Origin of the sequence: Agromyces sp. NPDC058126, assembly GCF_042884595.1 — a bacterium.
Taxonomy (GTDB): Bacteria; Actinomycetota; Actinomycetes; order Actinomycetales; family Microbacteriaceae; genus Agromyces.
Genome location: NZ_JBHVTS010000002.1, coordinates 48,290 through 69,511, shown reverse-complemented (window position 1 = coordinate 69,511; position 21,222 = coordinate 48,290). Strand labels below are relative to the sequence as shown.

Annotated in this window: 16 protein-coding genes; 8 read left to right on the top strand and 8 right to left on the bottom strand. The window is 71.0% G+C overall.

Translation table 11 applies throughout. The annotated features are described in order from the left end of the window. Positions 1–115: 115 nt before the first annotated feature. The 4 genes from ACFVTR_RS05575 to ACFVTR_RS05560 all read right to left on the bottom strand — a co-directional run bounded on the left by ACFVTR_RS05575 (position 116) and on the right by ACFVTR_RS05560 (position 5,332). The gene (locus ACFVTR_RS05575; protein ID WP_387035476.1) at positions 116–1,210 is read right to left on the bottom strand and encodes a phosphate ABC transporter substrate-binding protein PstS; all 1,095 of its coding nucleotides are present in this window, start codon (positions 1,208–1,210) and stop codon (positions 116–118) included. Between the two features lie 152 nt (positions 1,211–1,362). Continuing rightward, positions 1,363–2,298: an NUDIX domain-containing protein gene (locus ACFVTR_RS05570; protein WP_387035474.1), complete on the bottom strand. Its 936-nt coding sequence runs from the start codon at positions 2,296–2,298 to the stop codon at positions 1,363–1,365. Further along, a complete protein-coding gene (locus ACFVTR_RS05565; RefSeq protein ID WP_387035472.1) occupies positions 2,295–4,502 on the bottom strand; it encodes an RNA degradosome polyphosphate kinase in 2,208 nt (735 codons plus the stop codon). The genes ACFVTR_RS05570 and ACFVTR_RS05565 overlap by 4 nt, the downstream gene beginning before the upstream one ends. 134 nt (positions 4,503–4,636) lie before the next feature. Beyond that, the gene (locus ACFVTR_RS05560) at positions 4,637–5,332 is read right to left on the bottom strand and encodes a DNA-binding response regulator (protein WP_376944470.1); all 696 of its coding nucleotides are present in this window, start codon (positions 5,330–5,332) and stop codon (positions 4,637–4,639) included. A 76-nt stretch (positions 5,333–5,408) separates the two neighbouring features. On the opposite strand from ACFVTR_RS05560, the gene ACFVTR_RS05555 reads away from it, so the two are divergent. The 3 genes from ACFVTR_RS05555 to ACFVTR_RS05545 all read left to right on the top strand — a co-directional run bounded on the left by ACFVTR_RS05555 (position 5,409) and on the right by ACFVTR_RS05545 (position 7,664). Beyond that, positions 5,409–5,723: a hypothetical protein gene (locus ACFVTR_RS05555; protein ID WP_387035470.1), complete on the top strand. Its 315-nt coding sequence runs from the start codon at positions 5,409–5,411 to the stop codon at positions 5,721–5,723. A gap of 175 nt (positions 5,724–5,898) precedes the next feature. Continuing rightward, entirely contained in the window at positions 5,899–6,507 is a 609-nt protein-coding gene (locus tag ACFVTR_RS05550) for an FABP family protein (protein ID WP_387035468.1), read from the top strand. After that, positions 6,507–7,664: a YgfZ/GcvT domain-containing protein gene (locus tag ACFVTR_RS05545; RefSeq protein ID WP_387035466.1), complete on the top strand. Its 1,158-nt coding sequence runs from the start codon at positions 6,507–6,509 to the stop codon at positions 7,662–7,664. The genes ACFVTR_RS05550 and ACFVTR_RS05545 overlap by 1 nt, the downstream gene beginning before the upstream one ends. Before the next feature lie 167 nt (positions 7,665–7,831). On the opposite strand, the gene ACFVTR_RS05540 is transcribed toward ACFVTR_RS05545, so the two are convergent. Both ACFVTR_RS05540 and ACFVTR_RS05535 read right to left on the bottom strand, forming a co-directional pair. Further along, positions 7,832–13,933 (bottom strand): ThuA domain-containing protein, encoded by a 6,102-nt coding sequence (locus ACFVTR_RS05540; protein WP_387035465.1) that lies wholly within the window; start codon positions 13,931–13,933, stop codon positions 7,832–7,834. 208 nt (positions 13,934–14,141) lie between these two features. Next, the gene (locus ACFVTR_RS05535; protein WP_387035463.1) at positions 14,142–14,999 is read right to left on the bottom strand and encodes a class I SAM-dependent methyltransferase; all 858 of its coding nucleotides are present in this window, start codon (positions 14,997–14,999) and stop codon (positions 14,142–14,144) included. A gap of 96 nt (positions 15,000–15,095) precedes the next feature. On the opposite strand from ACFVTR_RS05535, the gene ACFVTR_RS05530 reads away from it, so the two are divergent. Then, positions 15,096–15,848 carry a phosphoglyceromutase gene (locus tag ACFVTR_RS05530; protein WP_387035461.1) on the top strand — a complete coding sequence of 251 codons (753 nt, stop codon included), beginning with the start codon at positions 15,096–15,098 and terminating at the stop codon, positions 15,846–15,848. Between the two features lie 79 nt (positions 15,849–15,927). On the opposite strand, the gene phoU is transcribed toward ACFVTR_RS05530, so the two are convergent. Continuing rightward, positions 15,928–16,587, bottom strand: a complete 660-nt coding sequence (gene phoU / locus ACFVTR_RS05525; RefSeq protein WP_376944484.1) for a phosphate signaling complex protein PhoU — start codon at positions 16,585–16,587, stop codon at positions 15,928–15,930. A gap of 184 nt (positions 16,588–16,771) precedes the next feature. Here phoU and ACFVTR_RS05520 point away from each other — a divergent pair, with 184 nt between their 5' ends. Both ACFVTR_RS05520 and ACFVTR_RS05515 read left to right on the top strand, forming a co-directional pair. Further along, the gene (locus ACFVTR_RS05520; protein WP_387035459.1) at positions 16,772–18,001 is read left to right on the top strand and encodes a sensor histidine kinase; all 1,230 of its coding nucleotides are present in this window, start codon (positions 16,772–16,774) and stop codon (positions 17,999–18,001) included. Continuing rightward, on the top strand, positions 17,998–18,678 hold the full coding sequence (locus ACFVTR_RS05515; protein WP_376944488.1) for a winged helix-turn-helix domain-containing protein: 681 nt from the start codon (positions 17,998–18,000) through the stop codon (positions 18,676–18,678). The genes ACFVTR_RS05520 and ACFVTR_RS05515 overlap by 4 nt, the downstream gene beginning before the upstream one ends. Before the next feature lie 82 nt (positions 18,679–18,760). On the opposite strand, the gene ACFVTR_RS05510 is transcribed toward ACFVTR_RS05515, so the two are convergent. Further along, complete coding sequence (locus ACFVTR_RS05510; protein ID WP_387035457.1) at positions 18,761–19,237, bottom strand: hypothetical protein; 477 nt, start codon at positions 19,235–19,237, stop codon at positions 18,761–18,763. 155 nt (positions 19,238–19,392) lie between these two features. Between ACFVTR_RS05510 and ACFVTR_RS05505 the strand changes: the two genes are divergently transcribed. Continuing rightward, positions 19,393–19,875, top strand: coding sequence for a CarD family transcriptional regulator (locus ACFVTR_RS05505; protein ID WP_022889889.1), 483 nt, complete (start codon positions 19,393–19,395; stop codon positions 19,873–19,875). A gap of 122 nt (positions 19,876–19,997) precedes the next feature. Then, on the top strand, positions 19,998–21,209 hold the full coding sequence (ispD, locus tag ACFVTR_RS05500; protein WP_387035456.1) for a 2-C-methyl-D-erythritol 4-phosphate cytidylyltransferase: 1,212 nt from the start codon (positions 19,998–20,000) through the stop codon (positions 21,207–21,209). The last annotated feature ends 13 nt before the right edge of the window (positions 21,210–21,222 follow it).

The window sequence follows — 21,222 nt, the reverse complement described above, 5'->3', positions numbered from 1 at the left end:
CGATCCTCGGGGGTCGGGTTGCGGTTCGGGGGTGCGCCTCCCGGACGAACCGGAGGACGCGGCTGTGCCCGACCCCGTCGTTCCTCCTGGAACTCGGGGGTCGGGCACGACGTCATTACTTGATCGAGTCGATCGCGGCGGTCACCTTCTCGCGGAGCGAGTCCGAGATCGGCGCCGAGCCGGCGTCGGTCGCGGCGGTCTCCTGGCCCTCGGGGCTCGCGAGGTAGGAGAGGTACGCCTTCACGAGCTCCACGTTGTCGGACTCGGCGTACTCGCCGCAGGCGATGAGGTAGCTGACGAGGACGATCGGGTAGACGCCCGCCTCTTCGGAGGTGCGGTCGATCTCGATCGCGAGGTCGCCCTCGGCGCGGCCCTCGGCGAACGGCGAGTGGTCGACGATCGCGGCAGCGGCCTCGGGCGAGTACGGCACGAACTCGTCGCCGACCTTGATCGCCACGGTGCCGAGGTCACCGGCGCGCGAGGCGTCGGCGTAGCCGATGGTGCCGTTGCCGTTGGTCACGGCGTCGACGAGGCCCGAGGTGCCCTGTGCGGCCTCGCCGCCCTCGAACGGCCACACGCCGTCGGCCTCCCACGTCCAGACGTCGGCCGCGGCCGCACCGAGGTACTCGGTGAAGTTCTCCGTGGTGCCCGAGTCGTCCGAGCGGTGCACGGGCGTGATGGCGAGGTCGGGGAGCGTCGCGTCGGGGTTCGTCGCGGCGATCGCCGGGTCGTTCCACTTGGTGATCTTGCCCGCGAAGATACCGGCGACGGTCGCGGCGTCGAGGTCGAGCGAGTCGACGCCCTCGAGGTTGAAGATGACCGCGATCGGCGAGATGTAGAGGGGGAGCTCGACGATGGTCGAGTCGGGGGCGCACTTCTGGAAGCCGCCGGCGGCGAGCTCCTCGTCCTTGAACGCGCGGTCGGAACCGGCGAAGTCGCTCGCACCCGAGAGGAAGGTCTCGCGGCCGGCGCCCGAACCCGAGGGGTCGTAGTCGATCGTGACGTCGGGGTTCGCGGTCTGGAAGCCGGCGATCCACGACTGCTGGGCCGCGTCCTGCGACGAGGCGCCTGCGCCGACGAGGTTGCCGGCGAGAGTCGAGGTCGACTCCTCGGGAGCGGCGGCGCCGCCCTCGTTCGAGGCGCAGGAGCTGAGCGCGAGCGCCGCGGTGACGGCGATGGCTGCGGGCACGCCGAAACGCTTGAGGTTCACGTGATTTCCCTTCCGGGGATCGTTTGCAGGAGTTGTGGGCCGGTGCCGGCCCGCCTGCGACGCTAACGAGCGCGCCTTACGAGCATCCGCCACCTCGGTAAACGGGAGGTGAACGGATCCGGGCGCGCAGAAACCGCCGGAAGATCGCGCTTTCAGGCGCGCGGCGGGTGCGTCTCGATCGAGATGATGCCCGAACCCTGGTTCGTCGCCGAGAGATGCACGACGCTGAACGCGCCGGGTTCGAGCTCGGCGGCGTCTCCGACGTAGGTGCCGAGCGGGGTGGCGGTCGCGAGCGCGAGCTCCGTGAGGAGGTCGGGCAGCAGCGGGCCGTGACTGCAGATCACGGCAGACCGGCCCGCGCGCACCCGCTTGCCGACGACACGGCGCACCTCGCCGTCGCCCGCCCGCCATGCGTCCTCGCTGATGCCGGCGTCCCGCTTGATCTCGATGCCGGTCGCAGCGGCGAGCGGCGCCACCGTCGTGACGCACCGCACTGCGGGGCTCGTCACGATGCGCTTCGGTCCCCAGGCGGTCAGCGTGCCGACCAGCCCCGCCGCCTGGTCGACCCCGCGGGCGGAGAGCGGCCGCGAGGCATCCGGCCCCTCGAACCCGTTTCGTGCGACCGCCTTGCCGTGGCGGAGCACGGTGAGGCTGAAGGTCCGCGTGACGCCCTGCTCGACGAGTTGCATGAAGTTGTCGAGGATCTCGACGTCGGGCTGGTAGCTGAGGTACCCGCGGGCGCGCTTGGGCGTCACCCACTCGAGCGCCGCGACCTCGGCGTTCGGCTTGAACGTCGAGCGCTGCACGGCCTTGTCGCTCACCTCGGCCGCCCAGTAGTGCACGATCTTCTCGCGACCGCTCGGCAGCGGGTAGCGCGAGATGCCGAGCGGCACGCCGAGGGCGACCTCGAGCCCCGTCTCCTCGGCGATCTCGCGGACCGCGGTCTGCGGCAGCGACTCGCCGGGATCGACCTTGCCCTTCGGGATCGTGACGTCGCCGTAGACCGTGCGATGGATGACGAGCACGTGCAGCTTGCCGTCGATGTGGCGCCAGCAGACGGCGCCGGCGGCGTAGACGGCCGTCGTCACCGGCGTTGCCCCGTTCGCGGACGCTGGGCCGATCTCGTGCGACGAGCCACCTCGGCCATGAGCAGGTTCTGCATGTCGGCGAGCGGCTGCCCCGAGTCGTCGGTCGAGTGGCGGGTCCACACGCCCTCGCCGTCGAGGTGCCACGAACTCGTCGACTCGTCCATCGCCCGGTCGAACAGCCCTTGCACCTCGGCGAGGTGCAGGGGGTCGGTGAGGCGCACGAGCGCCTCGACCCGGCGGTCGAGGTTGCGGTGCATCATGTCGGCCGAGCCGATGAAGATCTGCGGGTCGCCGTCGTTCTCGAACGAGAACAGCCGCGAGTGCTCGAGGTAGCGCCCGAGGATCGAGCGCACCCGGATGTTCTCGCTGAGCCCGGGCAGGCCCGGTCGCAGGCTGCAGATGCCGCGCACCCACACCTCGACGGGCACCCCGGCGTTCGAGGCGCGGTAGAGCGCGTCGATGATGGCCTCGTCGACCATCGAGTTCACCTTGATGCGGATGCCGCTGGGCCGGCCCTCCTCCGCGTTGCGGATCTCGGTCGCGATGAGCTTCAGGAGCCCCTTGCGGAGGTGGAGGGGAGCCACGAGGAGCCGCTTGAACTTCTTCTCGATCGCGTAGCCCGACAGCTCGTTGAAGAGGCGGGTCAGGTCCTTGCCGACCTGGTCGTCGGCGGTGAGCAGGCCGAGGTCCTCGTAGATGCGGCTCGTCTTCGGGTTGTAGTTGCCCGTGCCGATGTGGCTGTAGTGGCGCAGCACGCCCTTCTCCTGGCGGATCACGAGCGCGAGCTTGCAGTGCGTCTTCAGCCCGACGAGGCCGTAGACGACGTGGACGCCCGCCTTCTCGAGCTTGCGCGCCCACGTGATGTTCGCCTGCTCGTCGAAGCGGGCCTTGATCTCGACGAGCGCGAGCACCTGCTTGCCCGACTCGGCCGCGTCGATGAGCGCCTCGACGATGGGGCTGTCGCCGGAGGTGCGGTACAGGGTCTGCTTGATGGCCAGGACGTCGGGGTCGGCCGCCGCCTGCTCGAGGAACGCCTGCACGCTCGTCGCGAACGACTCGTAGGGGTGGTGCAGCAGCACGTCCTGGCGGGACACCGCCTTGAAGACGTCGGCCCGCAGGTTCGACTCGGTCGGCTGCAGCTGCACGGCCGTCGTCGGCACGTGCGTCGGGTAGTGGAGTTCGGGCCGGTCGAGGCGCGACAGGTCGAAGAGGCCGCCGAGGTCGAGCGGCGCGGGGAGGCGGTAGACCTCCTGGTCCGTGACATCCAGTTCGCGAACGAGGAGGCCGAGCGTCACCTCGTCCATGTCGTCGGTGACCTCGAGGCGGATCGGCGGGCCGAACCGCCGCCGCAGCAGCTCCTTCTCGAGCGCCTTGATGAGGTTCTCGGTCTCGTCCTCCTCGATCTCGACGTCCTCGTTGCGGGTGACGCGGAACACGTGGTGCTCCACGATCTCCATGCCGGGGAAGAGGTCGCCGAGATGGTTGGCGATGAGCTCCTCGAGGGTGAGGTACCTGGCGCTTTCGATCGACTCGTCGGGGTCGACGCGCACGAAGCGCGGCAGCATCTGCGGCACCTTCACGCGCGCGAACTCCTGCCGGCCGGTGCGGCTGTTGCGCACGCGCACCGAGAGGTTCAGCGAGAGGCCCGAGATGTAGGGGAAGGGGTGCGCCGGGTCGACCGCGAGGGGCATGAGCACCGGGAAGATCTGCTTCGAGAAGACGTCGTGGAGGTGGGCGCGCTCGTCGTCGCCGAGCTCGGTCCAGGTGGCGATGCGGATGCCGGCTGCGGCGAGGGCCGGCTTCACGAGGGTCTGGTACGCGGCGGCGTGGCGCTCCTGCAGCTCGTGCGCCTTCTTCGAGATGTCGCTCAGCACGTCGGCCGGGGCCCGCCCGATGTTCGTCGGCACTGCGAGCCCAGTGACGATGCGGCGCTTGAGGCCCGCGACCCGGACCATGAAGAACTCGTCGAGGTTCGACGCGAAGATCGCGAGGAAGTTGGCCCGCTCGAGCACCGGGAGGGATTCGTCCTCGGCGAGCTCGAGCACCCGCTGGTTGAACGCGAGCCAGCTGAGCTCGCGGTCGAGGTAGCGCTCGGCCGGCAGCTCGGGGGCGCCTTCGGTGTCGAAGGGTTCGAAGTCGTCGTCGAAGTCGCTCGCCGTCCGGTCGGAGGTGCGGTCGTCCTCGAGGATGCTGTCGGGGCTCATCCACTCATCATGGCACGCGACCCGAAACGCGCCGATGAGGGCCGGGTTAACGGGCGGTGACGGAGCTGGGCGGTGACGGGGCTGCGCCCGTCAGCGGGCGGTGACGGAGCTGGGCGGTGACGGGGCTGCGCCCGTCAGCGGGCGGTGACGGGGGCTGCGCCCGCGCCTTCATCGTCCTCGTGGACGTTGAAGCGGTACCCGACGTTGCGCACGGTGCCGATGAGCGACTCGAGGTCACCGAGCTTCGCCCTCAGCCGCCGCACGTGCACGTCGACCGTGCGGGTGCCGCCGAAGTAGTCGTATCCCCACACCTCGCTGAGCAGCTGCTCGCGGGTGAACACGCGCGAGGGATGCGCCGCGAGGAAGCGCAGCAGCTCGAACTCCTTGTAGGTGAGGTCGAGCGGCTTGCCGTGCACCTTGGCCGAGTAGCTCGCCTCGTCGATGACGACGCCCGAGGTCTGGATGCGTTCGCTCGGCTGCGAGGTCTGCGCGCGCCCGATCGCGAGGCGGATGCGCGCGTCGATCTCGGCGGGACCGGCGCCCTCGAGGACGACGTCGTCGACGCCCCAGTCGGGCGTGACGGCGGCGAGGCCGCCCTCGGTGACGACGAGCACGAGCGGCGCAGAGAGCCCCGTCGTCTTCAGGATCTGGGAGAGCGCCTTCGCGCCGGCGAGGTTCGTGCGTGCGTCGAGCAGCACGAGGTCGGCGTCGGGTGCGCGGACGAGCTGCTCGGGCGACGCGGGGATCACCCTGACCCGATGGGTCAGCAGTGCGAGCGCCGGGAGAACGTCGTCGTTGGCCGTCGGCGTCAAGATCAGCAGCTGCGCCACGCCACACCCTCCAGTAGTAAGGTGCGGTCAATACTACGGGACGGCCGCCGCCGTCCCGCGACACGAACGGGGAGACATGGTCGAGCAGTCCGGGACGCGCTTCGGGTGGGCGAGCGTCGTGCTCATCTGGGCGGTCGCGATCGCGGGGTCCGCGATCGTCGGCGGCCTCGCCCTCTCGGGCCAGGGCACCTGGTTCGGGGATGACTCGTGGCTCGGGCTCTACGGCGCGCTCGGCGTCGTGCTCGCCGCCGCGGTGATCGGCACGCTCGTCGTGCAGCTGGCCACCCGCCGGCCCGAGGGCTTCGTCGGGCGGGTGTCGGCCTCGATCGGCGGAGCCGTCGTCGTGGTCGCGCTCGCCGCGCTGCTGCTCGCACCGCTCGCGACGGGCTGACGCGCCCGAGCCCCGCGGGCAGCGGATAGACTCGCAGTATGTCTGAGCTGCTCGCCCTCGAACTCCTCTTCATCGGCCTGCTCGGCCTCGCGAGCCTCGCGATCGCGTGGATCAGCGGGGTCGTCGTCTACAAGCTCTTCAAGGGTCAGCGCTAGGCGCTGGTGAAGGCGTGGCGATGATCGAGCTGCCCGTCGACCTCCCGGCAGAGCTCGTCCCGCTCTCCTGGCTCCTCGGAGTCTGGGAGGGCTCCGGGGTGATCGACTACGCGGTCGACGACGAATCGGTCACGCACGAGTTCGGGCAGCGGGTGAGTTTCAGCCACGACGGGCTGCCCCACCTGAACTACACCTCGTACACGTGGCTCTTCCCGGCCGAAGAGGGCGGTGAGCCCACCCCGCTCGCGACCGAGACCGGCTACTGGCGCCTCGCCCGTGCGCAGGGCGAGGGCGACCCGGGGCCGGCGCTGCTGCCCGCGGTCGGCGAGACGCGGTTCCCCGACGCCGACTCGGTCGAAGCCCTGCGCAACGCCGACGGCGGGTTCGACCTCGAGGTGTCGATCGTGCACCCGGGCGGCGTCAGCGAGCTCTACCTCGGCCAGGTGAAGGGCCCCCGCATCGATCTCGCCACCGACGCCGTCATGCGCGCGGCCGGTGCGAAGCCGTACTCGGCGGCGACCCGCCTCTACGGGCTCGTCGAGGGGCACCTGCTCTGGGCGTGGGACATCGCGGCCCTCGGCCAGGACCTCCGCACGCACGCCTCGGCTCGCCTCGGCAAGGTCGACTGATGACCGCGTCGCCGCTGCTCGCGCTCCCCGGCGCCGTGCCGTCCGAGTCCTCGCCGGCCGTCGCCGGCCACTACGGCAACCCCATGGTCGAGCAGCGCCGCCTCGAGCGCGGCGAGGCGATCGTCGACCTCTCCGACCGCGGCGTCGTCACGGTGACCGGCCCCGACCGCCTGAGCTGGTTGCACTCGATGGCGAGCCAGTCCTTCGACCGCCTCTCGCCGGGCGAGGGCATCGAGGCACTGCTCCTCGACGCTGCCGGGCACATCGAGCACGCCGTGCACGCCGTCGACGACGGCGAGACCGTCTGGCTCGTCGTCGAGGGCGACGAGGCCGCGACGCTCGCAGCCTGGCTCGACCGCATGCGGTTCATGCTGCGCGTCGAGGTCGCCGACCGCAGCGCAGAGTCGGCGGTGCTCGCCGCGATGTCGACGGCCGCGCTCGACGCCGCCGTCACCGCGTACGCCCCCGCGGGCGTCGCGTTCGACTGGGTCGACCCGTGGGCCGCACCCCGGCCCGGCGCGCACCAGTACGCCGAGCAGGCCGGCCACCCGGCATCCGACTGGCGCCTCATCGAGCGCATCGTGCCGCGCGCGGCGCTCGCCGACGCCGCCGACGCGGTCGCGGCCGGGCGCGTCGCGATCGCGGGGGCGCTCGCGCTCGACGCGCTGCGCATCGCCGCATGGCGCCCGCGCCTCGCGAGCGAGGTCGACGAGAAGACGATCCCGCACGAGCTCGACTGGCTGCGCAGCGCCGTCGACCTCGGCAAGGGCTGCTACAAGGGCCAGGAGACGGTGGCGAAGGTGCTGAACCTCGGCCGCCCGCCGCGACGGCTCGTGCTGCTCCACCTCGATGGCAGCGACACCGTGCTGCCCGCACCCGGCGACGAGGTCGTCGGCGAGAAGGTGCGCCCCGAACCCGCCGAGGGCGAGTCGCCCGAGCGCAAGGTGGTCGGGCGCATCACGTCGAGCGCCATGCACCACGAGCTCGGGCCGATCGCGCTCGCCGTGGTGAAGCGCGCCGTGCCCGCCGAGCTGCCCCTCATCGTGCTGAGCCACGGCATCGACGTGGCCGCGGCCCAGGTCGAGATCGTGCCGGCGGGCGCTGGCGCCGCCGTCGAGGTTCCGCGCCTGCCGCGCCTCGGGGTTCGCAAGCCCTAGCCGCCGTCCGCAGGCCCGGTCGATCGGATGCCGGGTCCGCCGCGTCGTGCCAAGGCGCGGCGCTTCGGCGCGCCCGGCTCCGGCCGCGTGGCATCCGCCCGTCGCGACCACCCCGGACACGACGATGCCCCGGAGCCCGAGGGCTCCGGGGCATCGTCAGCCGATGACTACTTGCAGTTCATCTTGGCGTAGGCGACCTTGACCTCCTTCAGGTGCTCGCGCTCGCCGCCGTGGTGCCGGACCGCGACCGTGATGCTGCCCTTCTTGAGCTTGTTCGTCTCCGTGTCGAACAGGTGGTAGACGGCCGAGCCCGCGGCGACATCGGCGATCTCGTGGGTGCCCCACGGCGTCGTGATGACGACGTCGGATGCCACGTTGCCGGTGTTCGCGGCGTACACCGCGAGCTGCGCGGTGCCGGCGACGCACTGGGGCGCCGCGGTCGCCGTGACCCCGAGCTCGACGGGCAGCGGCTCGTCGATCGTGATCTCGGCGGTCTGGGCCTCCTCGGCGTTGCCGGCGACGTCGGTCGAGCGGTACTCGACCGTGTGCTCGCCCGCCCCGCTCACCGTGACCGGTTCGGCGTAGGCGACCCAGTCGCCGCCGTCGACCCGGACCTCGGTGCCGGCGACGCCCGAGGTGTCGTCGACTCCCGTGAGGGTGAACACCGCGCCGCGGACGATCTCCTCGACCGTGGCCGTGGTGACCGGGGCGACGGTGTCGAGCCGGACGCTCACCGAGCGCGCCTCCTCGACGTTGCCCGCCTCGTCCGTCGAGCGGTAGCGCACCGTTGTCTCGCCCTCGCCGGCCACCTCGACCGGCTCGGTGTACGCGGTCCACGCGCCGTCGCCGATCGCGTACTCGGTCGAGGCCACGCCGGTGCCGTCTCCGTCGCCCGCCTCGAGCGAGAAGCTCGGAGCGGCCGTGTACCAGCCCTCGGCGCCGTCGGGCTCGGCCGGGCTCAGGGCGAGCTCGGTCGTCGGGGCCGTGACGTCGACCTTCGGCACCTCGAGCTCGAACGAGTCGAACTCGACGACGGTCGACTCCTCCTGCTGGGGGCCGATGGCCATGAGGCCGACGCCCTTCAGGGGGAGGTCGAACGTGATCGGCTGGCCGATCGACGTCCAGTTGACGCCGCCGTCGCTCACCTCGGCCGCGTAGCTCGACCCCGATTTCGTCACGCGCAGGTACCAGTACCCGCTCTCGCTCGAGTCGGCGATGTTGAGGTTGCGGCTTCCGATGCCCGACGCGCCCTTCTCACCGGCGAGCTCGGCCCGGAGGTCGAGCGCGCTGCCCGGGTTGTTGTACGCGACGATGTCGGCCTTGACGTAGTTGTCGTCGTCGGCCCACATCATGAGGCCGGCCAGCTGGTAGCGGTGCTTCAGCGGGGCCTTGAACTTCGTGGTCGCCACCCAGTCGCCCTCGGGCGCCTCGGTGAGGATGAAGTTGCGCGGCGACACGGGGTTCGACCCGTTGATGTCGCCCGGCTGCGTCTCGATCTTGAGGTGGCCGTCGGCGACCTCGAGGTGGTTCGAGTCGTAGCGCACGCTCTGCGCCCAGCGGCAGCCGTCGAGCGCCGTGCCGTCGAACGCGTCGCTCGGCGTCACCGGGGTGCGCGTGTCGGCGTCGGGCGTGACGCGCAGCCAGTCGACCTTCGCGACCGTCGGCGTGGTGCCGAGGTCGCCCGCGGCCATCACGCCGAGGCGTGCGTTCGGCTTCTGCTGGAGCTGGCCGGCCAGGGCCGTCCAGTTCTGGCCGTCGGCCGAGTACGCGCCCTTCAGCACGCTGCCGTCGCTCGTGAGCTTCAGGTGGACCGTGCTCGGGAAGTCGGCCGGGAGCGTCGGCGACGCCGCCGTCGAGCGCGAACCGGCCGTCTCGCTCTGGAACTCGATGAACCGGCTGCCGTTCTGGCTGCGGACGAAGGCGAGCTTGTTGTACTCGTCATCGCTGCCGTGGAGCACGAGGCCCGCCCACTGCCAGTGCGAGGTGTGCGCGAGGTCGATCTTCGTCGTCGCCTCCCACGCCCCGGCGGGGGTGGGCTTGCCGATGAAGCTGACCGGACCGGTCGACGCCTCGTTGATGTCGCCCGCGGTCACGGGGAGCGTCACCGCACCACCCGACTGCGTGACCGGCACCGCGCCGGAACGGACCGTCCACGACGGCGCGAGCGCCGGGGCGTCGAACTCGTCGGAGAACGGTGCGCCCGTGCACATGAGCGGCTCGAGCGGCTGCTCGGGCTCGGGCCCCTTCGGGTCGGTGTCGATCGCGAACTCCGAGAAGTCGACGACACCCGCCGAACCGGCGTGCGAGATCATGAACATGCCGACGTCCTGCGTGCTCGCGGCGTCCGCGAGGGTCACCGCACCGCCGACCTGGGTCCAGCTCGTGCCGTTCTTCGAGAAGTAGGCCGTGTACTCGGTGCCCGAGCGCTTGAGCTTCACCCAGGTGGGGTAGCTCGTCGTGCCGCCCGCGACCGAGGTGTTCAGCTGGCCGTTGCCGTCGGGGTCCGCGAGGAACTCGATGCCGTTGTTCGGACGGATGCCGACCATCGCGTAGCCGGGCGAGCTGCCGGGCTGCGTCAGGTCGTTGCGCACGATGATGCCGGCCTTGGCCGAACCGTTCGTGTTCTGCTGCGCGTCGACCTTGACGACGGCCTCCCAGTCCTCGTCGCCGCCCGCCGGAGCGTACAGCGTCGAGTACTCGTCGACCCCCTGCCAGGTGTCGTCGCCCGCACCGGTGATGCGGAACTTGCCCGCGCCGATCCGTTCGAAGAGGCCGTCGGCGTTCGTGAAGGGCACGAGGTCGCCGAACAGCTCGCCGACCTGCGAGAGCACGACACGCGAGGTCTTCGACTTGCCCGCCGCGTTCGTCGCGACCGCGGTGAGCTCGTAGAGCCCCTCCTCGGGCGACGCCCACTCGGCCGTGTACGGCGCCTCGGTGTCGGTGCCGATCGACTCGCCGTCGACGAAGAACTCGACCGCCTCGACCGAACCGTCGGTGTTGAACTCGTCGCTCGCCGCGGCCTCGACCGTGACGTCCTGACCGGGCTCCAGCTGGACGCCCTGCTCGGGCGAGGTGATCGCGACCTCGGGGGCCGCGGTCGGGGACGAGCCCCGGCCGATCGCCTCGAGGAAGTTCAGCTTCACCTCTCCGCCCCGGAACACGAGGAACAGGTTCATCGAGTCGCCCGAGAACGCGCTCACGTCGAGCGCGACGTCCGCGAAGCGGGTCGAACCGGTCGCCGGAACCTCGGCGGTCGCGAGCAGTGCGCCATCGGCGGCGCCCTGGCGCAGCTCGATGCTCGTGCCCTCGGCGACCGCGGAGACCCGCAGCGCGAGACGGTCGATGCGGTGGAAGCTCACCGGCTCGTAGTTCACCCAGTCCCCGTCGCGGGCGACGACCATGCGGTCGCCCTCGGCGCCGCCGACGTCGCGGCTCGCGACGACGGAGACACCGGGCGAGGAGGTGTCGAAGAACTCGGCCTGCTTCACCTTCGGGAACACGAGCGTCGTCGCCGAGCCCGTGAGCGGGTTCACCCCGCCTGCGCCGCCGTGGTCGGTGTACCGGGCGTCGATCGCGAAGAAGATGTCCTCATCGGGGGCGTGGCCGCCGAGGCTCGTCGGCGTGGTGCCGGTGAGACCCGAGAGCGGGGTGAGCGGGTGCGCGTGGTCGTCGTGGCCGAGCGCCGGCTGGATGATGACCTCCGAGCCGTCGACCGTGCCGTCCTCGGGGTCGCTCACCTGGGAGGCCCAGTTGAGGTCGTCGCCGAAGTCGAAGAACGCACCGGTCGGCGGCAGCGAGATGCCGACCTGCGGGCGGGTGTTGCCGACGGTGATCGGCACGGTGGTCGTGCCGGTCTTGCCGTCGGGGTCGGTGACGGTCAGGCGGGCGTCGTAGACGCCGTCGGCCGCGTAGCTGTGGCTCGCCTGCGGGGTCGTCGCGTCGGTCGCGCCGTCGCCGTCGAAGTCCCACGCATACTGCAGCGCGGCGTTCTCGGGGTCGGTCGAACCCGAGCCGTCGAAGGCCACCGCGAGCGGCGCCTGACCCGAGTCGTGGTCGATCGAGATCTTCGCGATCGGCGAGCGGGAGCCCTGGATGTAGTCGATGCGGTGGAGCCCCGAGTTCGGGTTGTCACGGCCGAAGCCGCCGCCCCAGTCGAGCACGTAGAGCGAGCCGTCGGGGCCGAAGCGCGAGTCGATCGGGGCGAGGAACTGCTCCTGCGGGAGGAACGCGTTCACCTTCTCGATCTGGTCGCCCGGGGCCTGTTCGCCGTCGGCGAGCTGGATGGAGTACATCTTGTTGCGCGCCCACTCGTAGAAGAAGGGCTTGCCGTCGTACGACGCCGGGAACTTCGTGTCGCTCACGAGCTCGGGGTCGTACTCGTACACCGGGCCGCCCATGGGGGCGAGGCCGCCGCCCTGCGGGATGATGCCGGGCACCGAGGAGCGCTTGTAGCCGTACGCGAGGTCGGCGCCGCGCGCCGCAGGCAGCTCGGTCAGGCCCGTGTTGCGGGGCGAGTCGTTGATCGGCGCGTCGCAGTCGAAGTAGTCGCCGACCGTGACGGGGTTCGTCGTGTAGTCGACGTCGCGGAACGGCTCGTTCTGGCCCATGCAGAGCGGCCAGCCGTAGTTGCCGGGGCTCGTGATGTAGTTCCACTCCGCGATGCCGGCGGGGCCGCGCGTGGCGGGCGCGTCGCTGCCGTTGTCGGGGGAGTAGTCGGCGAGGCTGATCGCACCGGTCGACTGGTCGATCGAGAAGCGGAACGGGTTGCGGAAGCCCATCGCGTAGATCTCGGGCAGCGTCTTGCCGTCCGCGTCGTCGGCCTCCGGGAAGAGGTTGCCCTCCGGGATCGTGTAGCCGGGGCCGTCGGCCTTCGGCGTGATCCGCAGCAGCTTTCCGCGGAGGTCGTTCGTGTTCGCCGAGGTCTCGCGGGCGTCGTGGAACGTGCCGGGACGGGTCGAGAGCGGCGCGTAGCCGCCCGAGGGCTCCGAGTGCGGGTTCACGTCGTCGCCGACGCCGAGGTACAGGTTGCCCTGGGCGTCGAAGTCGAGGCCGCCGCCGGTGTGGCCGGGCTCGTCGGGGAGGCGCCGCGCGGGCACCTCGATGATGAGCTCCTCACTGGCCGAGTCGATGACGCCGTTCTCCATCGTGAAGCGGGAGACGCGGCTGAAGAAGCTCGACGGGTCGGAGTTGTCGGGTGCGTCGGGGGAGCGGTACAGGTAGACGCGCCCGTTCTCGGTGAAGTCGGGGTCGAGGGCGATGCCGAGGAGGCCGTCCTCACCGCCCGAGTAGACGTCGAGCTCGAGCGCGGTCGTGACGGCGTTCGTCGCCGGGTCCCAGACGCGGACCTGGCCGCGCACGAGCTCGGTGTAGAAGACCCGTCCGTCCTCGGCGATGTCCATCGCGAAGGGCGCCGAGGTGTTCTGGTCGAGCGCGACCTTCTCGAAGTTGCCCCATGAGGTGCCGCCGCAGTCGCCGGCTTCGACGCCCGCGGCGTACTTCACGCCGCCGACGATGTGCTCGATCAGGTCGGGCTCCTCGAAGTGCGAGCCGAAGTGGCCCATCGCCGTCACCCAGGCGCGGCCGCCGTCGTAGGGCTTGCACCACGAGATCGGGTGGTCGTAGCCCATGGCGTTGCCGCCCGCGTCGTACGTCGACTCGTCCATCGTGGCGAGCACGTGCGCGGTGCCGCGGACGTTGTTCGAGAAGTTGTACCACTCGTCGGCGCGGTCCCAGCGGTCGGCCTCGAAGTGCGCGGTCGAGGGGTGCGTGTGGTCCTCGATGCGCACGGTGCCGGGCTGGCCGGGGTCGGTGCCGGTGGCGGCGTGGCCCGGCATGAGCGAGCCGACGAGCTCGTCCCACCAGGCGTAGTTGCCGCGCATGTCGGTGGCGTTGTGGATCGCGACGATGCCGCCGCCGGCCTCCTGGTAGCGCTCGAGCGCGGCCTTCTGGTCGGCGTTCCAGGGGTCGCCCGAGGTCTGGAACATGATGATGGCGTCGTACTCGGCGAGGGCCTGGTCGTTGAAGACCGTGGAGTCCTCGGTGTGGGTGACCACCATGTCCTCGGCTTCGAGGGCCGCCGTGATCAGGGGCGTGCCCTTGTCGATCGCGTCGGTGTGCCGGTACTGCGTGGTCTTGGTGAAGATCAGCACATGGGCGCCGTCGTGCGCCTGTGCTGGTGCGGCGGTCGCCACGAACGCGCCGGCGGCGAGTATCGAGGCGAGTGTCCCGGCGAGGAGCCGGGAGAGGACGTGTGGCAGCTTCGTCAGCATGAGACCTCCGTTGGTTTCCAATGCCGGACACGCAGACGATCACTACGGTGTGCGAGTCCGATCCCGAACCTAGGGGGACTTTTGCCGTTGGTCAAGCAAAAGATGTGCCTCTATCGACTTCTTAATCATCAGGACTGTTGAGTAATGCGCATTTGTACGCAGAATGGCCGGATGTCCTCCGGTCGCCGCGGGCCGGATCCGGGCTCGCTCAGTCGAGCGGGGCGACGGCCGACCACGGCACGGTCAGCTCGCCGAGCCGGGTGCGTCGCGGCCCGCCGATGATCGGCCACCCCTCGTGGCGGAGCGTCGCGACGGCCGCGATCCAACGCTGCGACGGCCCGTAGACGGCCATCGCCGCATGCGTCCGCCACGCCAGGTCGAGATCGCCGAGCAGTCGGTGGATCCGCTCGCCCGGCACGTTGCGGTGGATGAGCGCCTTCGGCAGGCGCTCGGCGACGATCGAGGGCAGATCGAGGCCCGAGCGGCGCAGGCTCACGGTGAAGGTCCGCGGTCCGGATGCCCCGATCCCCACCCAGCTGGACACCCGGCCGAGTTCGTCGCAGGTGCCCTCGACGAGCAGCCCCCCGGGGGCGAGCCGCGACCGCATGAGGTCCCACGCCGCGGCGACCTCGGCCTCCTCGTACTGGCGCAGCACGTTGAACGCGCGGATCACCGCGGGGCGTCGCCCGCGCGGCACCGGGACCTCGAAGCCGCCGACCGCGAAGTCGACGTCGAGCGAGGCGCTGAAATGCGCGTCGCCCGCCCGGACCGCGGCGAGCTGCTCGCGCGCGACGCGCACCCGCTCGGGCTCGATCTCGAGACCGAGCACGCGGACGTCGGGACGCACATGGGAGAGCCGCGACGCGAGCTCGAGCGTCGTGACCCCGCTCGCCCCGTAGCCCAGGTCGACGACGAACGGGTCGGGCGCGTGCAGCAGGGCCGGATGCGCGGCGATCCAGCGGTCGACCCGGCGCAGCCGGTTCGTGTTCGTGGTGCCCCGGGTGACGGTGCCCACGCGCTGCCCGGGCCGGAGGCGCCGGGGGTGGGGCGAGGCATCCGGGGGCATGCTGCAAGTCTGGCAGCCCGGCGGCCGCCTTCACGGCAGCCGGGCGGTCATCGGGCTTCACGCGGGCGGGGCCCGGGATGCCTCGCCGCTAGGCTGGTGGGCATGCCTCACACCCTCGTGCTGCTCCGTCACGGCAACAGCGAATGGAACCAGAAGAACCTGTTCACCGGTTGGGTCGACGTCCGGCTCTCCGAGCTCGGTCGCACCGAGGCGGCTCGCGCGGGCGAGCTCCTCGCCGACTCGGGCCTGCTGCCCGACGTGCTGCACACCTCGGTGCTCACGCGCGCGATCCAGACGGCGAACATCGCGCTCGACGTCGCCGACCGCGCATGGATCGACGTGCGTCGCAGCTGGCGCCTCAACGAGCGCCACTACGGCGCCCTCCAGGGGCTCGACAAGGCCGAGACGCTCGAGAAGTACGGCCCCGAGCAGTTCCAGCTGTGGCGTCGCTCGTTCGACGTGCCGCCGCCCGTGCTCGCCGACGACGCCGAGTACTCGCAGGTCGGCGACCCGCGCTACGCGGACCTCGCCGACGACGAGCTGCCGCGCACCGAGTGCCTGAAGGACGTGATCGCGCGGATGCTGCCGTACTGGCAGTCCGACATCGTCCCCGACCTCGCCGCCGGCAAGACGGTGCTCGTGACCGCGCACGGCAACTCGCTGCGTGCACTCGTGAAGCACCTCGACGGCATCAGCGACGACGACATCGCCGAGCTCAACATCCCGACCGGCATCCCGCTCGTCTACGAGCTCGACGACGACTTCCGCCCGACGAAGCCGGGCGAGTACCTCGACCCCGAGGCGGCGGCGGCCGGTGCGGCCGCGGTGGCGGCGCAGGGCAAGAAGTAGCGCGGAGCACGAGAAGGGCGGATGCCGTACGGCATCCGCCCTTCGTCGTCCCGGACGCGGCCCGCGACCCGGGGTGCGCTCAGAGCGCGGACTTCTCCGGGTCCCAGTCGCCGGTCGCGAGGTACTGGACCTTCTTCGCGATCGAGACCGCGTGGTCCGCGAAGCGCTCGTGGTAGCGGCTCGCGAGGGTCGCGTCGACCGTGTCGACGGTCTCGCCCTTCCACTTCTCGCCGAGCACCTTGTCGAAGACCGAGAGGTGCAGCGCATCGACCTTGTCGTCCTCGTTGCGGATCTCCTCCGCGAGGTGCACGTCCTCCGTGCGGAGGAGCTCGACGAGCTTGCGGGCGATCTCGACGTCGAGCCGGCCCATCTCCGAGAAGGTCGGGCGCAGCGACTTCGGCACGACCTTGTCGGGGAAGCGGTAGCGGGCGAGCTGCGAGATGTGGGTCGACATGTCGCCCATGCGCTCGAGCGAGGCGCTGATGCGCAGCGCGCTCACGACGATGCGCAGGTCGCGCGCGACCGGCTGCTGCTTCGCGAGGATCGTGATCGCGAGCTCGTCGAGCTCGACGGCGGCCTGGTCGATCTTGTCGTCGTCGGCGATCACCTCCTCGGCGAGACTCACGTCGGATTCGTTGAACGCCCGAGTCGCCTTGTCGATCGAAACGGCGACGAGGTCGGCGATCTCCACGAGTCGCTCCTGCACCTCGGCCAGTTCCTGCTGGAACACCTCACGCATGCTCGAATTCCTTGCCTCTCATCGTCCGCGCGCACAGCACGAACCCTCCGGGACGACCCGGCTCCGGGACATCCTCCCGGCCGGAGGTGAACAACAGGTGCCGGGATGCTGAACACTCACTAACGTAGCGCCGCACAGCGGGAAGACGGCCTTCCGGCGCCTGGCGCCTCGTTAGTCTGGTGCCATGGACTCCACGTGGGCAGTGCTCACCGCGCTCGCCTTCGGCGTCTTCCTCGGCGCCGCATTCATGGTCGTGCTGCACGTCGCCGAGCGCCGCGGATCGAGCGCGGCGCGGGTCGTCGCGCCGACGATCCCCGACGGCGTCGACCAGGTCCTCGACGTGCTGGAGTCCGCCGGCGTCGTCCTCGACCCCTCGAACAACGTGCTCCGCGCCTCGCCCGGCGCGCTCGCGATGGGGCTCGTGCGCCAGCAGGCGCTCGTGCACCCCGAACTGCTCGAACTCGTCGCCTCGGTGCGGCGCTCGGGCGACCCCGTCGCCGAGGAGCTCACGGTCGCGCGGTCGCCGTACGGCGAGTCCCCGCTGCGCCTGCGGGTGCGCGTCGCCCGCCTCGGCACCCGCTTCGTGCTCCTCCTCGCCGAGGACCGCACGGAGTCGCACCGCCTCGACGAGGTGCGACGCGACTTCGTCGCGAACATCAGCCACGAGCTGAAGACGCCGATCGCGAGCGTCAGCCTGCTCGCCGAAGCCCTCGACCAGGCGGCCGACGAGCCCGACCAGGTCCGCCGCTTCGCGGGCCGGCTGTCGGTCGAGGCGAGCCGGCTGGCGCACATCACGAGCGAGGTGATCGAGCTCTCGCGACTCCAGGCCAGGGACGCGCTGCGGCCCGACGTGCTCGTCGACGTCGACGAGATCGTCGCTGCGGCCGTCGACCAGAACCGGGTCGTCGCCGGCGGCAAGCGCGTCGACGTCGCCGTCAAGGCGGGCAGCGGCGCCGAGGTCTACGGCGATCGCGCGCTCATGATCGTCGCGGTGCACAACCTCGTCGCGAACGCGATCGCGTACTCGAACGAGGGCGGCCGGGTGGGCGTCGGCGTCAAGGTCGAGGGCGACGAGGTCGAGATCGCCGTCACCGACCAGGGCATCGGCATCGAGAGCGACGACCTCGATCGCGTCTTCGAGCGCTTCTACCGGGTCGACCAGGCCCGCTCGCGCAACACCGGCGGCTCGGGGCTCGGGCTCAGCATCGTGAAGCACACGGTGCAGAACCACGGCGGCGACGTCCGCGTGTGGTCGCAGCCCGGCCGCGGCTCGACGTTCATGATCAAGCTGCCGCTCGCCGAGACGCCCCCCGTCGCCGGCGACGCGGCCGACGCCCCCGGGGCGACGTCGGCCCCGGCCGATGCCCGACCGGCTGCGAAGCTCGCAGCATCCCGACAAGGAGACCGTACGTGACCCGCATCCTGCTCGTCGAAGACGAGATCGCCCTCTCCGATCCGCTGAGCTTCCTGCTCGAGCGCGAGGGCTACGAGATCGAGGTCGCCGCCGACGGCCCCTCGGCGATCGCCGCATTCGACCGCGACGGGGCCGACCTGGTGCTGCTCGACCTCATGCTGCCGGGGCTGCCGGGCACCGAGGTCTGCCGTGAGATCCGCACGCGCTCGACCGTGCCGATCATCATGCTCACGGCAAAGGACTCGGAGATCGACATCGTCGTCGGGCTCGAGCTCGGCGCCGACGACTACGTCACGAAGCCCTACAAGACGCGCGAGCTGCTCGCACGCATCCGGGCGGTGCTGCGCCGCCGCACCGAGATCGAGGACTACGACGAGGCCGTGCTCGAGGGCGGTCGCGTCAAGATGGACGTCGACCGGCACACGGTCGAGGTCGACGGCGCGCCCGTGCCCATGCCGCTGAAGGAATTCGAGCTGCTCGAACTGCTCATGCGCAACCCCGGCCGGGTGCTCACGCGCGGCCAGCTGATCGACCGCGTCTGGGGCTCCGACTACTTCGGCGACACGAAGACGCTCGACGTGCACATCAAGCGCATCCGCTCGAAGATCGAGCTCGCCCCGTCCGAGCCGGTGCAGCTCGTCACCGTGCGCGGTCTCGGCTACCGATTCGAGGCGTGACGCCGGCGCCCCGCGGGGCGCAGACATGCGAAGAGCGGATGCCGGTGGCATCCGCTCTTCGTCGCGTTCAGTGGGTCGCGGTTCAGGGAACGAGCGACTCGTACTCGGGCAGACGCCCGTCGAGCACCGGGACCTGCTTCTCGATGCCCTCGGCCGAGCCGTACTGGAAGTAGATCGGCAGGAGCGACCCGGGGTCGGTGTCGATGCCCTCGAGCACGATCGGCTCGACCTCGTCGAGGCCCTCGACCGCGTCGGTGCCGAAGGCGACGGTCGCGCCCGCGTCGACCGGGATGGTCACGGTGTCGCCGCCGTCGACCTGCACGTCGAGGTCGACGTCGTCCTCGCCGTTGTTCACGATGGTGAGTACGAGCGTGCCGTCGACGCCGTCGTCGCTGACGACGAGGATGTTGCGGAGGTCGAGGTCGCCGACGTTGGCGGAGACGCCGTCGCTCGCGTCGTAGTGCTCGGTCGTCGCCTGATAGGTGAGCATCGAGCACCCGCTCGCGCCGAGCGCGACGCCGAGGGCCAGAGCAGCGGATGCGGCGAGACGCGCCTTCACAGAACCTCCAAGTGCGAAACTGCGCGCACGAACCAGTCGGCACGTGCGATCGAATCTGAGCATATCGTACGCGGGAGCGCCCGCCAGAAGGGGAGGCGAACCTTAGCACGATCGGGAATGTGATATCCTGAAAGTTGCCGAAAGGACTATCATTCATGCTTTTTGAGGTTGGCGAAACCGTCGTTTACCCCCACCACGGTGCCGCAACGATCACCGAGGTCAAGAAACGCATCATCAAGGGTGAAGAGAAGCTCTACCTCAAGCTGAACGTCACGCAGGGTGACCTCGTCATCGAGGTGCCCGCGGAGAACGTCGACCTCGTCGGCGTTCGCGACGTCATCGGCAAGGAGGGCCTCGACAAGGTCTTCGAGGTGCTGCGCGCCCCCTTCACCGAGGAGCCGACCAACTGGTCGCGCCGCTACAAGGCGAACCTCGAGAAGCTAGCCTCGGGCGATGTGATCAAGGTCTCCGAGGTCGTGCGCGACCTCTGGCGCCGCGATCAGGACCGCGGTCTCTCCGCAGGTGAGAAGCGCATGCTCGCGAAGGCACGTCAGATCCTGATCTCCGAGCTCGCGCTCGCCGAGAAGACCGACGAAGAGGCGGCGTCGACCGTGCTCGACGAGGTGCTCGCCTCCTAGCGGGGCGATCCGATCCTTCGTCGAACGGCGGGTGCGCGCGCACCCGCCGTTCGTCGTCTCCGGCGTCGCGGTTCGCGGCGCCGGGCACTCGGGCCGTGAGCACCCGGGACTACGCTCGAAGCGTGAGTTCAGCGATCGCCGTCATCGTCGTCGCCGCAGGCAGCGGCACCCGCCTCGGCCATGCCGAGCCCAAGGCCTTCGTGCCGCTCGGCACCGACACCGTGCTCGCCGCCGCGGTCTCCGGCGTGCTCGCGATGCGGCAGGCGCCGCACCTCGTGCTCGTGGTCCCGGGCGATCGCGTCGAGGAGGCACGCGGACGATTCTCCGCCGACGCCGCGGCCGCGGGTGCCGCGATCGACGTCGTCGCCGGCGGCTCGAGCCGCCAGGAGTCCGTCGCCGCCGGCCTCGCCGTGCTTCCCGCCGCCGTCGAGACGGTGCTCGTGCACGACGCCGCCCGGGCGCTCACCCCCGCACTGCTCTTCGACGAGGTCGCCGCCGCCGTGCGCGCGCGCCGGCACGGCATCGTGCCAGCCCTCGACGTGGTCGACACCGTGAAGCGCGTCGCCGACGACGGGCGGGTCGTCGAGACCGTCGACCGCTCGAGCCTCCGCGCGGTGCAGACGCCGCAGGGCTTCCCGCGGTCCTCGCTCGATCACGCCTACGCCACGACGCACGGCGAGTTCACCGACGACGCGGCGCTCGTCGCCGCCGCGGGGCTCGTCGTCGAGACGGTGCCCGGCGACGTGCGGGCGTTCAAGATCACCGTGCCGGCCGATCTCCGCCGGGCGGAGCAGCTCCTCGCCGAGCAGCGGGCAGCCGCTCCGCAGGCCCGGCCGGCCGACGTCGCCGGAACCCCGCGCACCGCGGTGCCGCGGATCGGCACCGGGACCGACGTGCACGCCTTCGCCGACGACGCCCCGCTCTGGCTCGCGGGCCTGCACTGGCCCGGCGAGCGGGGGCTCTCGGGGCACTCCGACGGCGACGCCGCGGCGCACGCCGTCTGCGACGCGCTCCTCGCCGCGGCCGGGCTCGGCGATGTGGGCCAGATCTTCGGCACCGCCGACGCGCGGTTCGCCGGCGCCCACGGCGAGGTGTTCCTCGCCGAGACCCGGCGCCTCGTCGAGGCATCCGGCTATCGCATCGGCAACGTGAGCGTGCAGATCGTGGGCAATCGCCCGAAGCTCGCGCCGCGCAGGGCCGAGGCCGAGGCGCTGCTCTCGCAGGTCCTCGGCGCGCCGGTCAGCGTCGCCGCGACGACGAGCGACGCGCTCGGGTTCACGGGTCGCGGCGAGGGCGTCGCGGCCATCGCGACCGCGCTCATCGTTCCCGCCTGACGCACGACGCGGG